At 70.9% G+C, this 13188-nt stretch carries 16 protein-coding genes; 4 read left to right on the top strand and 12 right to left on the bottom strand.

Going from position 1 to position 13188, the window contains the following annotated elements; genetic code table 11:
- Window positions 1-18 precede the first annotated feature (18 nt).
- From ACIBMZ_RS21840 to ACIBMZ_RS21830, 3 genes are all read right to left on the bottom strand, one after another.
- The gene (locus ACIBMZ_RS21840; protein WP_396696529.1) at window positions 19-768 is read right to left on the bottom strand and encodes a LamB/YcsF family protein; all 750 of its coding nucleotides are present in this window, start codon (window positions 766-768) and stop codon (window positions 19-21) included.
- Window positions 752-1600, bottom strand: coding sequence for a biotin-dependent carboxyltransferase family protein (locus tag ACIBMZ_RS21835; RefSeq protein ID WP_396696652.1), 849 nt, complete (start codon window positions 1598-1600; stop codon window positions 752-754). The genes ACIBMZ_RS21840 and ACIBMZ_RS21835 overlap by 17 nt, the downstream gene beginning before the upstream one ends.
- Before the next feature lie 71 nt (window positions 1601-1671).
- Window positions 1672-2571 carry an allophanate hydrolase subunit 1 gene (locus tag ACIBMZ_RS21830; RefSeq protein WP_396696527.1) on the bottom strand — a complete coding sequence of 300 codons (900 nt, stop codon included), beginning with the start codon at window positions 2569-2571 and terminating at the stop codon, window positions 1672-1674.
- A 106-nt stretch (window positions 2572-2677) separates the two neighbouring features.
- Here ACIBMZ_RS21830 and ACIBMZ_RS21825 point away from each other — a divergent pair, with 106 nt between their 5' ends.
- Window positions 2678-3355: a hemolysin III family protein gene (locus ACIBMZ_RS21825; protein WP_396696525.1), complete on the top strand. Its 678-nt coding sequence runs from the start codon at window positions 2678-2680 to the stop codon at window positions 3353-3355.
- A gap of 94 nt (window positions 3356-3449) precedes the next feature.
- Here ACIBMZ_RS21825 and ACIBMZ_RS21820 read toward each other — a convergent pair whose 3' ends face one another.
- Window positions 3450-3734: a DUF6458 family protein gene (locus tag ACIBMZ_RS21820; RefSeq protein WP_131051719.1), complete on the bottom strand. Its 285-nt coding sequence runs from the start codon at window positions 3732-3734 to the stop codon at window positions 3450-3452.
- A gap of 114 nt (window positions 3735-3848) precedes the next feature.
- Between ACIBMZ_RS21820 and ACIBMZ_RS21815 the strand changes: the two genes are divergently transcribed.
- Window positions 3849-4388, top strand: a complete 540-nt coding sequence (locus ACIBMZ_RS21815; RefSeq protein ID WP_396696523.1) for a SixA phosphatase family protein — start codon at window positions 3849-3851, stop codon at window positions 4386-4388.
- Between the two features lie 213 nt (window positions 4389-4601).
- Here the strand turns inward: ACIBMZ_RS21815 and ACIBMZ_RS21810 are convergent, their stop codons facing one another.
- From ACIBMZ_RS21810 to ACIBMZ_RS21795, 4 genes are all read right to left on the bottom strand, one after another.
- Window positions 4602-4871 (bottom strand): DUF6458 family protein, encoded by a 270-nt coding sequence (locus ACIBMZ_RS21810; RefSeq protein WP_131051717.1) that lies wholly within the window; start codon window positions 4869-4871, stop codon window positions 4602-4604.
- Window positions 4872-5335: 464 nt separating this feature from the next.
- Window positions 5336-7192 carry an acyl-CoA dehydrogenase gene (locus ACIBMZ_RS21805; protein ID WP_396696521.1) on the bottom strand — a complete coding sequence of 619 codons (1857 nt, stop codon included), beginning with the start codon at window positions 7190-7192 and terminating at the stop codon, window positions 5336-5338.
- Window positions 7193-7365: 173 nt separating this feature from the next.
- Window positions 7366-8493 carry a PP2C family protein-serine/threonine phosphatase gene (locus ACIBMZ_RS21800; RefSeq protein WP_396696520.1) on the bottom strand — a complete coding sequence of 376 codons (1128 nt, stop codon included), beginning with the start codon at window positions 8491-8493 and terminating at the stop codon, window positions 7366-7368.
- 98 nt (window positions 8494-8591) lie between these two features.
- Window positions 8592-9245: a septal ring lytic transglycosylase RlpA family protein gene (locus tag ACIBMZ_RS21795; protein WP_396696518.1), complete on the bottom strand. Its 654-nt coding sequence runs from the start codon at window positions 9243-9245 to the stop codon at window positions 8592-8594.
- A 246-nt stretch (window positions 9246-9491) separates the two neighbouring features.
- Between ACIBMZ_RS21795 and ACIBMZ_RS21790 the strand changes: the two genes are divergently transcribed.
- On the top strand, window positions 9492-10037 hold the full coding sequence (locus ACIBMZ_RS21790) for a phosphoribosyltransferase (RefSeq protein WP_396696516.1): 546 nt from the start codon (window positions 9492-9494) through the stop codon (window positions 10035-10037).
- A 79-nt stretch (window positions 10038-10116) separates the two neighbouring features.
- On the opposite strand, the gene ACIBMZ_RS21785 is transcribed toward ACIBMZ_RS21790, so the two are convergent.
- Entirely contained in the window at window positions 10117-10632 is a 516-nt protein-coding gene (locus ACIBMZ_RS21785) for an alpha/beta hydrolase (protein WP_396696514.1), read from the bottom strand.
- Window positions 10633-10736: 104 nt separating this feature from the next.
- Here ACIBMZ_RS21785 and ACIBMZ_RS21780 point away from each other — a divergent pair, with 104 nt between their 5' ends.
- Complete coding sequence (locus ACIBMZ_RS21780) at window positions 10737-11156, top strand: ASCH domain-containing protein (RefSeq protein WP_396696512.1); 420 nt, start codon at window positions 10737-10739, stop codon at window positions 11154-11156.
- A 7-nt stretch (window positions 11157-11163) separates the two neighbouring features.
- Here ACIBMZ_RS21780 and ACIBMZ_RS21775 read toward each other — a convergent pair whose 3' ends face one another.
- From ACIBMZ_RS21775 to ACIBMZ_RS21765, 3 genes are all read right to left on the bottom strand, one after another.
- Complete coding sequence (locus ACIBMZ_RS21775) at window positions 11164-12048, bottom strand: LLM class flavin-dependent oxidoreductase (RefSeq protein WP_396696510.1); 885 nt, start codon at window positions 12046-12048, stop codon at window positions 11164-11166.
- Window positions 12049-12073: 25 nt separating this feature from the next.
- Window positions 12074-12637: a dienelactone hydrolase family protein gene (locus tag ACIBMZ_RS21770; RefSeq protein ID WP_396696508.1), complete on the bottom strand. Its 564-nt coding sequence runs from the start codon at window positions 12635-12637 to the stop codon at window positions 12074-12076.
- Between the two features lie 157 nt (window positions 12638-12794).
- The gene (locus ACIBMZ_RS21765; protein ID WP_396696506.1) at window positions 12795-13112 is read right to left on the bottom strand and encodes an antibiotic biosynthesis monooxygenase family protein; all 318 of its coding nucleotides are present in this window, start codon (window positions 13110-13112) and stop codon (window positions 12795-12797) included.
- Window positions 13113-13188: the final 76 nt, after the last annotated feature.

Below are 13188 nucleotides of genomic sequence, written 5' to 3'. Positions count from 1 at the left end.
AGCACCGCTCGGCACCGCTCAGCCGAACGCCGTCGGCGTCACCCCGGCGTCGATCAGGGCGGCGCGGACGAGTTCTGCGGCGGCCACCGCGCCCGGGCTGTCACCGTGCAGGCAGATCGACTCGACGACGCACGGGATCGCGCTCCCGTCCACGGCCGTCACCGCCCGCTCGGTGGCCATCCGCACCGCCCGGTTCGCCACCTCCTGCGGGTCGGTGACCAGCGCGTCCGGCGACGTACGCGGCACCAGCCGACCGTTGGGCAGGTAGTTACGGTCGGCGAACCCCTCGGCCACCACCCGCATCCCGGCACCTTGGGCGAGCTGGGCCAGCACCGAGCCGGGCGGGCAGAGCAGCGGCAGGTCCCGGTCGAAGTCGTCGACCGCCGCGACGATCGCCGCCGCCGGCATCTCCTCGCACGCCGCCGCGTGGTACAGCGCCCCGTGCGGCTTGAGGTAACGGACCCGGGTGCGGTACGCCCGGCAGAACGCGTTGAGCGCCCCGAGCTGATAGAGCACCTCGTCGCGCAGCTCGGCGAACTCGTACGCGATGGCCCGCCGTCCGAAACCGGCCAGGTCCCGGTAGCCGACCTGCGCACCGATCGCCACGCCGCGCTGCGCCGCCGTGGCGCAGACCCGGCGCATCGTGGGCGCGTCCCCGGCGTGGAAGCCGCAGGCGACGTTGGCGGAGGTGATCAAACCAAGCAGGGCCTCGTCGTCGCCGAGCGGCCAGATACCGAATCCCTCACCGAGGTCAGCGTTCAGGTCCATGAAATCTGACCGTAGTGCCTGGACGGGCCTGCGCGAGCGGGGTCACGTCGTTCACCACCGCGATGACCGGATAGCCGCCGGTGGTGGGATGGTCGGCGAGGAAGACCAGCGGTTGGCCGTCCGCCGGCACCTGCACCGCACCGAGGACGATGCCCTCGCTGGGCAGCTCACCGGACACCGCGCGGGGCAGCGGCGCGCCGGACAGTCGCGCGCCGACCCGGTTGCTCAACGGACTCACCTGGTACGCCGTACCGAGCAGCCGGTCCAGCGCGACCGGGGTGAACCAGTCCTGCCGAGGGCCGAGTCGTACCGTCAGGTGCAGTTCCGCCGGGAACGGCGGCGGCACGGTGAGGTCGACCGGCGCGGGCGGACCCGGCTGGACGCCCAGCGGCAGCAGGTCGCCGTCGCGCAGTGGTGCCGGTCCGAGCCCGGCGAGCGTGTCCGTGGACCGGCTACCCAGCACCGGGTCGACCGCGACACCACCGGCCAGCGCCAACCAGCAGCGCAGGCCCCGTCGGGCGGGACCGATCCGGAGCACCGTCCCGCCTGGTACGGCCAGCGGGCGACCGGTGTCGCCGGGCCGCGTACCGACCCACACATCGGCCTCGGCACCCACCACCGCGACCGTGGTGGCCCGATTCACCCGCAGGTCGCAGCCGGTCAGCGTGATCTCCAGTCCGGCCGCCGACTCCGGATTGCCGACCAGGCGGTTGGCCAGCCGCAACGCCGCCGGGTCGAGCGCACCGGCACGCGGCACCCCGAGATGGGCCCAGCCGACGCGGCCCTGGTCCTGCACCGTGGTCAACGCCCCGGCCCGCACCACCTCGACGATCGCCGCCTCGACCGTTGCTGCCTCGACGGTTGCTGCCTGGGTGCGCTGCGGGTCATGGGCCGCTGCGCCGGTCACGCCGACACCAGCCGGACGCGGGTACCGGGCGTGAGCAGCGCGGGGGGATCGGCCGTCACGTCGAACAGGGTCAGCCCGGTCCGTCCGACCAGCAGCCAGCCGCCGGGCGAGGCGGTCGGATAGATCCCGGCGTACGGCCCGGCCAGCCCGACCGCACCGGCCGGCACCCGGGGACGGGGGGTGGCCAGCCGGGGCACCGCCAGTTCGGCGGGCAACCCGGTGAGGTACCCGAAGCCGGGCGCGAAGCCGCAGAACGCCACCCGGAACTCGGTCTCCCGCAGCCGACGCACCACCGCCGACACATCCACCCGCCACAGCTCGGCGACCCGGGGCAGATCCTCCCCGTCAAAACTCACCGGCACCTCGACCAGCCCACCGACACCGCCCCACCCCGCCCTTCCCCCCGTCCCGGCCCCCGCCGACTCCCCCGACGCCGCAACGTCCACCGCAGCCTCGTGCTCCACCGCAGGCTCATCACGTCGATCATGGAGTTGTGGTTGAGAATTTGTCCCGTTGTATGACTCTTTGTCGTAGCCACAACTCCATGATCGACGGAGTGAGGTGGGGCGGTCCGCGCCGAGGTCGGGCGCGGGGGTGGGGGTGGGGGTGGGAGTCCAGTCGGCTATGCGGGTGGCGGTTGCCTCCAGGTCCGGCACGCCGTCGACCAGGATGGTCGTGGCGGCCGGGACAATCTCGTCGGCGACCAGGGCACCCTCTTCGCGGCGACGCCACAGCTCGGCCCGCCACGCCTCGACCAGCCCGGCGACCGTCCCACCACCGGCCGGGGAACCGTTGCCGGGGTCGCTGGTCGAGGTCTGGTCGACGTCAGGTCGGGGGGTCGGCGGTGGGGTGAGGTCGAGCAGGAGGGCGTGTGCGCCGACCGGTCTGATCCGCATGCCGCCATCCTGGCCGACGGTCGCCCACCAGCGTGTCGGCTGCTGGTCGGACGGCGTGACGCGTTGCACTACCCGAAGGTAACCTACGGTGTCGTAACCTGATCCCGTGACCACCTCAGCACGCCCCCGGCTCAAGCCGGTCGACATCGGGAAACCCCGGATGCGCGGCTGGCTGCACACGTACGCGTTCTTCGTCGCACTGGTCTGCGGCATCGTGCTCTGCTCGATCGCCGCGGCCCGCCCCGGCTGGACACCCCTGATCAGTACCGCCGTCTACAGCCTCACCGTCTGCGGCCTCTTCGGCACCAGCGCGCTCTATCACCGTCGAGTGTGGTCGACACGCGGGTACCAGGTGATGCGCCGGATGGACCACTCGATGATCTTTTTGTTCATCGCCGGTACGTACACACCGTTCTGCGTTCTGCTGCTGGAGACACGCGCCGCCGTGATCATGCTCTCGGTGGTCTGGGGTGGGGCCCTGGGTGGGGTGGCGCTGAAGCTGATCTGGCCGCACGCGTCGCGATGGCTCTCCGCTCCGCTCTACCTGGCGCTCGGTTGGGTGTCCGTGGGAATGCTGCCGGACATCCTGCGCTACGGCGGGGTCACCGCCCTGGTGCTGCTCGCCGTCGGCGGTGGCATCTACACCGTGGGGGCGGTCTTCTACGCGCTGCGTCGGCCGAACCCGTGGCCCACGGTCTTCGGTCATCACGAGTTCTTCCACGCCTGCACGCTGGTCGCCGCGATCTGTCACCACATCGCGATCTACTTCGCACTGTTCGCCTAAGCGAAACACGGACGGCAGGACGACCGGCAGACGGTACGACGAGCACGACAACGGGGTGGCGGATCGTTCCGCCACCCCGTTGTCTCTCGGACGGTCAGACCATCGGGTCGGGTCGGCGCACCTCGCGGTACTCCTGCACCACCCGGTTGTCCTGCACCGGTACGGCGCGCTCGGCGACCACGCGCTCCTCACGCACCGGAGCGACGACCGGACGACGCCGCGAGTTCCAGAAGTAGAGGGTGACCAGCAGCCCGGCCACACCGGCGAGCATCAGCACCCAGCCGACGACGCTCAGGTTGAGCCAGCCGAGGTCCGCCTCCACGGCGAACGCGAAGATCGCGCCCAGCGCGATCAGGAAGATACTGCCACCGATGCCCATGTCGTCGTCTCCTCGGCTCGAAGCTGCATTCCACTTCGCCGCGGCCATGGATGAGGTTGCGGCATCGAGGGACATACCCCGGCACGGAGATCGCCAATCGGGCAAGCTGGTGGCATGACGGACGCCTCGGGACAGCAACGCACGCTCGTGCTGCTACGGCACGCCAAGGCCGAACAACCCACGGCGGACGGTCCGGACGTCGAGCGGCCGTTGAGCGCGCGGGGACGGGCCGACGCGGCGGCGGCCGGTGCCTGGCTCGCCCGGCACGGACTCCTGCCGGAACTGGTGATCTGCTCCGCCGCGCTGCGGACCCGGCAGACCTGGCACCACGTCGAGATGGGCATGACCGGTACGCCGCCGGAGGGCGGACCCGCCGGTCCGTTCCCGGTCGTCCGCTACGAACCGGATGCGTACGAGGCACACCCGGAGGACCTCCTGACACTGCTGCGCCGGGTCGAGCCGACCATCGGCACCGTCCTGCTGATCGCCCACAACCCCGGTATCTCGCTGCTGTCCGAGTCGCTCGATCCGCAGGGCGCCGACCCGGACGGGCTGCGTACCAGCGACCTGGTGCGGCATCGGCTCACGGTGTCCTGGGCGGAGCTGGGGCGCGGTACGGCCCCGATCGACGTCCGGCACACCGCACGCGGCTAGGCCCCGCGTCGAAGTCCTCGGTCGAGCCCAGGCGGAAGTCCAGGCGGCGGCTCGGCAAGGCGGGAATCGGCCCGGGTATGACAGCGGCACCCGGGCTGATCCCCAACGCGGCCGGTCGGTCCCCTGGGTCCCCGCGAGCCGAACAGGGGCTTTGACCCGGGCCTGAGCCGACGCCACCCATCGGGGTGACGCCGGCTCGACTCGGCGGACGGATCAGCTCGGCGGCGCGGTCGGCGGCGGCGGATCGGGAGGCGGCGGCATCATCGCGGTCGGATGGGAGAGCCGGTTCTCCTCCACGATCAGGGTCCGGGCCCGCTTGCGGCGGTCCTGCCAGAACCAGAGGGTGGTGAGCAGCACGGTCAGCCCGGCCAGGATGAAGACCCAGCCGACCGCCCGCAGGTCGATCCACCAGACGTTGGCCCGGATGGCGAACGTCAGGATCGCACCGATCGCGATCAGGAAGATTCCACTACCAATGCCCATGTGCGCGGCACTCCCCCGTGCGGTTGCTCTGGGCGTACTCGGACTGGTCAGCGACGGTTACCCGTCCGCCGCAGGGTTACCCGCGCCGCCGACCGGCGAACACGACCCGGCACACGGCGCGGTGCTCCGTGATGCCGGACGCGAGGCGCGTCCGGAGGCATCCGTCGAGCGAGGTGGGTGGAGTTGTTGTCGCCAGAGCGACAACAACTCCACCCACCTCCCCGGCAAGCTCACCGAAACCCATGCCATCGATCGAACACATGGGGCTTTTGTCGGCTATGACCATGGCATCGGCTCGGGACACCTGAACCTGACACCGTGAAGGTCTCGGCCCGCGACGCACCGCAGAAAGGACGCGCGCCACGGGAAGGACGCGCGCCACGAACGGGGACAGCCGGTGGGCATGCGCCCCACCGGCTGTCCCGTTGCTGCGGCTTCGCGTCACCGCACGATGTCGACCCGGATCAGAACGCCTCCTCCGGGATGTCCATGATGTCCAGGTCGGTGCCCTCGACGATGCGCCGGTCGGCGCCGACGCGGGGCAGCACCTCACGGGCGAAGAACCGGGCGGCGGCCACCTTGCCGGTGTAGAACGCCTTGTCGGTCGCGGAGACCTCGCCGGCCAGCGCCTTCAGCGCCACGTCCGCCTGCTTCTGCAGCAGCCAGCCGACCACCACGTCGCCGAGCGCCAGCAGGAACCGGCGGCTGCTCAGCCCCACCTTGTAGAGGGACCGGGTGTCGCCGCCCTGCACCTCGCCCAGCCAGCCGGTCATCACGCCGAGCATGTTCTGGATCTCGGCGAGGGCCTTACCGAGCGCCTGCCGCTCGTCCTTGAGCTGACCGTTGCCGGCCTCGGTGGTGATGAACTCCTGGATCTCCCCGGCGACCGCCATCAGCGCCTTGCCGTTGTCCCGGACGATCTTCCGGAAGATCAGGTCGAGGCTCTGGATGGCGGTGGTGCCCTCGTACAACGTGTCGATCTTGGCGTCCCGGACGTACTGCTCCAGGGGGTAGTCCTGGAGGAAGCCGGAACCCCCGAAGGTCTGCAACGACTCGTGCCCGAGCATCTCGTACGCCCGCTCCGAGCCGACGCCCTTGACCAACGGCAGCAGCAGATCGTTGACCCGCTTCGCCAGCTTGGTGGCCTTCTCGTCACCGGCCGCCTCGGCGAGGGCGATCTTGTCCTGCCAGGACGCGGTGTAGAGCACCAGGGCGCGCAGACCCTCGGCGTACGACTTCTGCAGCAGCAGCGACCGGCGGACGTCCGGGTGGTGGGTGATGGTGACGCGGGGAGCGCTCTTGTCGGTCTGCTGGACCAGGTCGGCGCCCTGCACCCGGTTCTTGGCGTACTCCAGGGCGTTCAGGTAGCCGGTGGAGAGGGTGGCGATCGCCTTGGTGCCGACCAGCATCCGGGCGTACTCGATGATCATGAACATCTGCCGGATGCCGTCGTGCTTCTCACCCAGCAGCCAGCCCTTGGCCGGTACGCCGTGCTCGCCGAAGGTCAGCTCGCAGGTGTTGGAGACCTTCAGGCCCATCTTGTGCTCGACGTTCGTGGCGAAGACGCCGTTGCGCTCGCCCAGCTCGCCGCTGTCCTCGTCGAAGAAGTAGTTCGGCACCACGAACAGCGACAGGCCCTTGGTGCCGGGGCCACCGACGCCCTCCACGCCGACCGGACGGGCCAGCACGTAGTGGACGATGTTGTCGCTCAGGTCGTGCTCGCCGGAGGTGATGAAGCGCTTGACGCCCTCGATGTGCCACGAACCGTCCGGCTGGGGGATGGCCCGCGCGCGACCGGCGCCCACGTCCGAACCGGCGTCCGGCTCGGTGAGCACCATGGTGGAGCCCCACTGCCGGTCGATGAAGAGCTTCGCCCACTTCTTCTGCTGCTCGGTGCCCTCGACGTGCAGCACATGCGCGAAGGACGGGCCGGAGGCGTACATCCAGACCGGGGCGTTCGAGCCGAGCACCAGCTCGGCGAGCGCCCACCACAGCGCCCGGGGGGCGTTGGTGCCGCCCAACTCCGGGGGGAGGTCCAGCCGCCAGAACTCGGAGTCCATGAACGCCTGGTACGACTTCTTGAACGACTCCGGCAGCGGCGCGGTGTGGCTGGCCGGGTCGAAGACCGGCGGGTTGCGGTCACCGTCGGTGTAGCTGGCGGCGAGGTCTTCGCGGGCCAGGCGGTCCATCTCGGCGAGGAAGCTCCGCGCCGTGTCGACGTCGAGCTCGGAGTACGGCTCCTGGCCGAACGACCGGTCCGCCCCGAACACCTCGAACAGGTTGAACTCGAGGTCCCGAAGGTTGCTCTTGTAGTGGGTCATGTCGCTGGCCCCGCTTCCGGACAGGTGTTACCGATCAGTAACCCCAGACTCTATTACTCACGGGTAGGCAGCGACAAGCCACCCACCGAAGTGACAGGGATTACACACTTGCCGTTCAGGTACCGGCCAGCCGCCGACCGGGGTCGGTCCCGACCACGCCGACCGTCCCGGGGTCAGCTCTCGGCCGCCCCGACCTCCCAGCTCGGCACCGCCGCAGTCGCCCCGCCGGGCGAGCCGGTGTACTCCATCAGGACCAGGGCGATGTCGTCGTCCAGCCGGCCGTGCACCCACTCCACCAGGGCGGTCTCCAGCGAGGCCAGACCGTCGCCCACCGTGCCGTGCCCGAGCAGCCGCCAGGCCCGGTCGGCGGTGGGGAAGAACTCGCCGTCCCGACGGGCCTCGCCGAGCCCGTCGGTGAACAGCAGCAGGCGGTCACCCGGCTCCAGCCGCTCCACGCGGGGCCGGACCACCGGCATGAAACCCAGCGGCGGAGCCGGTGCGGGCGGTTCGAGCGGGATCACCGCGCCCCGACGCAGCAGCAGCGGCGCCGGATGTCCGCAGTTGACGATGGTGAGGGTGCCGCCCCGCTCCTCCACCAGCGCGGCGGTGACGAAATCCTCGTCGCCCACGCTGCGGGCCACCGCCCGATCCAGGTCCGCGACCACCCCGCGCAGGTCGGACCGCTCGTACGCCACGTGCCGGTAGGAGCCCAGCACGATGCTGGCCAGCCGGACCGCCTCCAGACCCTTGCCGCGTACGTCGCCGATGATCATGCGTACGCCGTACGGGGTGTCGATCGCCTCGTAGAGGTCGCCGCCGATCTCCGCCTTGGCGGTGGACGAGATGTACCGTCCGGCCACCGACAGCGTGCCCACCCGGGGACCGAGCGGACGCAGCACCGCCTGCTGGGCGACTGCGGCGAGCTTGGACAGCTCGGCGATCTGCTCGGCCTGTCGTTGACGTACCGCCGCCACCGCCGCCGCGATCCCGGTGCCCAGCGCGATGCCCGCCACCGCGACGGCGGTGGAGAGCGAGACGTTCTCCTCGGCCAACGCGAACGAGGCACCGAGCACCGAGGCGGCGGCACCGACACCGAGCACGATCCGCCAGGACGCCAGCGCGGCGGCCAGGAACGGAGCGGCCACCATCAGCGCGATGTAGTTCGCCGCCCGGCCGTCGGCCAGTTCCACGGCGGAGACGAGCGCGAGCAGGACAAGGGCCGCGCCGAGGCCGGCGCGGGATCCGGGACTCAGCCGGCCACGGCCCGGCTGGAGGAGTTGCGTACGTACACCCGACAGCATGCCCGATGGACGTGAACGAAAAAATGAACCTGACCCGTCGGACGAGAATGATCTGGCCGCGAGGATCATCCCGCGCACCGATCGCCGCCCGGTCGGGCTCAGCCCAACACCTCGTAGCGCACCTGGATGTGACCGAGGTCGTGCGAGGCGATCTCACCGAACGCGCCACGGGAGAGGTCCAGGCAGCGCCCCTCGATGAACGGTCCCCGGTCGTTGATGCGTACGGTGACCGACTTGCCGTTGGCGGGGTTCGTCACGCGTACCCGGGTGTCGAACGGCAGGGTCTTGTGCGCGGCGGTCATCCCCTCCGGGTTGAACGCCTCGCCGTTGGCGGTGACCTGGCCCTGCCAGTAGAACGATGCGCCGCACGAGCCGGTGTCCACCACCGGGCGGGCGGTCGTCTTCGAGGCCGTCGGCTTCGGGGTCGGGCTGGCCGTCCGCGACTTGCTCCGCGACGGCGCCTGCGTGGTCCGGACCGGCGTCGGGCTCGCCGTGGCGCTCGGCGAGGCGCTGGTGCTGGCGCTCGGGCTCGGGCTGGCACTCGGTGACGCGCTCGGCGAGCCGGTCGCCGGATCGGTGGCATCCGGGATGGTCGGGAGGTCGATCGCGGTCGGGCGGGCCGGGTCCGAGTCGTCGGACAGGCGCATCGCACCGACCGTCCCGCCGACGGCGAGGGCGACGGCCAGCACCCCAGTGGCCGTCAGCCCGGCCGGCGAGGTGATCCTGCGGGTACGGGAGTGCCTACCAGTCACCGGCCCGGTCCTTTCCTTGGCAGATCAAATCGGGTCGGACCATAACGAGAGAAGCACATCCGACGTCAACGTGATCATGATGGTATGACCGTAATTGCGGCGATACGTGAAGCCGATCATCCGATCCGAGGTGGGCCAGCCGGCCCCCGCAGCCGTGGGCTGCCGTCGGCCCCGTGCAGCTTGTTAGCTCGCCCGCGATGGGCCGGCCGCCGCCTCTGGCGGCGCGGGGTGCCGCAGGATGAGGGGATGTCCGCTGAGCTGCGCGCCCGCCTGGTCGAACTGATCCACTGGATCGACCCCGGTCCCGGGGCGAGCCACCTGGTCAGCGACGTCTCCGGCTGGTGGCGCGACCCCGACGTACTCGCCGCTCTCGGTCCCGCGCTCGTCGCGCCGTTCCGGGCCGCCCGGCCCACCGTGGTCGTCAGTCCGGCCGTCACCGGCTTCCTGCTCGGCCCGCTCGCCGCCACTGCGCTCGGCGTCGGGTTCGTAGCGGCGCACAAGCCGGGCGACGGCCGACTGCCTCCCGGATCGCTGACCTGGGCGCAGAGCCCGCCCGACTTCCGTGGCCGACGGGTCGACCTGGCCGTACGCGACCGACACCTGGGCCCCGGCGACCGGGTGCTGGTGGTCGACGACTGGGTGGCGACGGCCGCCCAGGTGCGCGCCCTCTACGACATCTGCGCCGCCCGGGGTGCCGAGGCACTCGGCACCTCCGCCGTCGTGATCGACTGCGCACCGGCGCTGAGCGCCGAACTCCGCATAAGCGGCCTGCTCACGAGCGCCGACTTGTGAAAGGAAGGGCACCTTATTAACGCCTCGTGCATAGCAGGGGTCCCCTGCTAACAACCGAACCCCGCCGCGCCGCCGCGGGTCAGCGGACGAAGTCCTCCACCACCGTGCAGACCTTGCCGAGCACCTCGGCGGACCGGGCCAACGGCCCCGGCACCATCAGCGCATGGTCGGCGGCGGTGATCTCCAGCACGTGCGGGGTCAACCGGCGGGCGATCCCACCGTCCCAGGACGAGTCGGCCGTACCCCCCACCAACAGGAACGGGGCGGTGGCCCGGCGCAGCGCGTCGACCACCTCGCCCCGGTGCAGCAGCGGCGTGAGCCAGACGGCGGGCAGCCGCCGCTCGACCGCGAGTGGCGCGGCCAGCGAGCCGAGCGACTTGCCGACCAGCAGGTCGGTGCGCTCGGTCAGGGTCGGGGCGACCTCGTCGCAGACCCACCGGCCGATGGTGTTCGGGTCGAAGTCCTCCGGCACCTGCCAGGCGATCCCGTGCAGCCCGAAACCGAGCCGACGCAGCGCCTCACCCAGATAGAGGAAGAGCGGATACCGGGTGTCGTAGCCGCGTCCGGGAATGAGCACCGCGCGTCGGTCCGCCATCGACATCTCCTCTTTCGTCGGGCATCGACCGTACCGCTCCCACGTGGACTCTCCACCCGTCGAGATCCCACCGGAACCCTCGCCCCCACCGGTAATCTCGCGTCATGTGGCCACGCGTCGGCGGACTACGCACCCTCGCCCTCGGCACTCCGGGCGAGCTTCGCGCAAGGCTCAACACCCTGGTCCTGGCCGGGGTGAAGACCGCCACCGCCGGCCTGCTCACCGAGTACGCCGAGGAGCGCGAGGACCTGGAGCACGTCGGCGAACGACTGGTCGTGGTCGACGACCAGGACGCCCTGGTGGCCGTGGTCCAGGTGACCGGCGTGGAGGTGACCCGCTTCGCCGAGGTGAGCTGGGACTTCGCCCGCTCTGAGGGAGAGGGCGACCGCTCGGTCGAGGAGTGGCGGGCCGGGCACGCCGCCTACTGGGACCGGCTCGGCACCCCGGTCACCGACGACACCGAGATCGTCTGCATCCGCTTCCGGCTGGTCAGCCGAGGCGACGAGGGCGCGTACGGGACGTAGGACGGCCTCAGCCGCGCAGCTCGGGGAGCAGCCGGGTCGCCACGTCGACGAGCACCGCCTCGTCGCCCGCGTACCAACTACTCTCCCGGGGCCAGTGCGTGATCACGTCGGTGAAGCCCAGCTCCGCCGCGCGGCCCACCTGGTCGGCGAAGAACTGTGCACTGCTCAGCGAGAAGACCGGTCCGGAGTCCAGCGACAGGTAGCGGTCCAGGCTTGCCGGGTCCCGGCCGTCGGCGGCGAGCCGCGCGTCCATCCGCGCCGCCAGCCCGGCGACCCCGTCCCACCACTCGCCCAGGTCGTCGGCGTCCGGGCCGGTGGTCACCCAGCCCTGACCGAACCGGCTGACCAGCCGCATCGAGCGGGGACCGTTGGCGGCCATCACGAACGGCACCCGGGGCTCCTGCACACAGCCGGGGTTGTTCCGCGCGTCCACCGCCGTGAACCAGTCGCCCTGCCAGGTCGTACCGTCCTTGAGCAGGATCGTATCGAGCAGCTCGGTGAACTCGGCGTACCGCTCCACGCGCTGTCGCGGCGGCAGCGTCTCACCGCCGAGCACCGCCGAGTCGAAGCCGATGCCACCCGCACCGAGCCCGAGCAGCATTCGCCCGTCGGACACGTCGTCGAGCGAGGTCACCTGCCGGGCGAAGGCCGCCGGATGCCGGAAGTTCGGGGACGCGACGAGCGTGCCGAGCCGGATCCGCGAGGTCACCGTCGCGGCGGCGGTGAGCGTACCCATCGAGTCGAACCACGGGCCGTCCACCAGATCCCGCCAACCCAGATGGTCGTACGTCCAGGCGTGGTCGAAGCCCCACTCCTCGGCCTGCTGCCACCGGTGCCGGGCCACCGACCACCGCTGGTCGGGCAGGATCACGATGCCGAATCTCATGATCACCAGAGTACGGCGACCGACCAGCGGATCAGCCCAGCCGGTCGAGAAACTCCAGCGTGCGACCGATCAGCAACTCGGCGGCCGACTCGTCGTAGTCGACGCCGCCCGCATCCGCGAAGAGGTGCCCGGCACCGGGGTAGACGTACAGCTCGGCGCCGTCGATCTCGTCCGCCATCGCCCGCATCGCCGGCACCTCGGCCCACTCGTCGTCGGCCATCGCGTGCATCTGCACCGGCGTACCGGTCGGCCACGGGCCGAACTCCTCCGGCGGCACCGCCCCGTAGAGCAGCAGCGCGCCCAGGGCACCCGGCCGGGTCTGGGTGAGCGACTGCGCCGGCAGGTTGCCGAGCGAGCAGCCCGCGTAGACGAGCCGCTCGGGCAGCGCCTCGGCAGCCGCCGTCCCGCGCCGGATGATCTCCCCGAACCCGATCGACTCGGCGTGCGCGACCCCCTCGTCGACAGTGCCGAAGGTGGCACCGTCGTACAGGTCAGGGGTGTGCACGGTGTGTCCGGCGGCCCGCCACCGGTCGGCCAGCGCCAGGAACCCCGGCGTCTGCCCCTGAGCATGGTGGAACAGCAGAATCTCGACCATCCCCCCACCGTAAAACCACCACCCGACAAGAACCGGGAGCGGCCACCACCTCGTCCCGGTGACACCGCCGCCAGATCTCGCCCTAGGTCAAGGACGGCAGCGTAGAAGTCCACCACCTCCCATGATCGTCACTGCTGCCCCGGCCCGGCGTGGCGCATCAGGCCTCGGTCTCCACATAGTTCGCCAGGTCCGCTTCGATGCCGGCCGCCGTGAAGAAGGCAGCCGGCTCGAACCCCTCCGCGCGGTGCGCCGCCTGTACGGCAACACGGGCTGAGGGCAGATCGTCCGGGGAAGACCACCGCACGATGGTGACGGCGTTGAAGCGACCCGGGCCGGAGTGCTGTTCCAGCAGGGCATCGTCGAGGAATCCCGGTTGATCCCGCAGGATCGCGTGGGTTCGCCGTACGTGTCGCCAGAACTCCGCGCGCGCGGATTCCGGGACGTCGAACTTGTCCACTCGGTAGACGACGGGCATGCCGCCCTCCTTCATGCCGGAAATCGGTCAGACCGAGGCTAGAACCTCAACCCGACTTGAGATCAACAGCTCGGAG

This window comes from Micromonospora sp. NPDC049900 (assembly GCF_044461025.1).
Lineage (GTDB): Bacteria > Actinomycetota > Actinomycetes > Mycobacteriales > Micromonosporaceae > Micromonospora.
The sequence above is the reverse complement of the archived record's forward strand: the minus strand, read 5'-3'. Positions and strand labels throughout refer to the sequence as shown.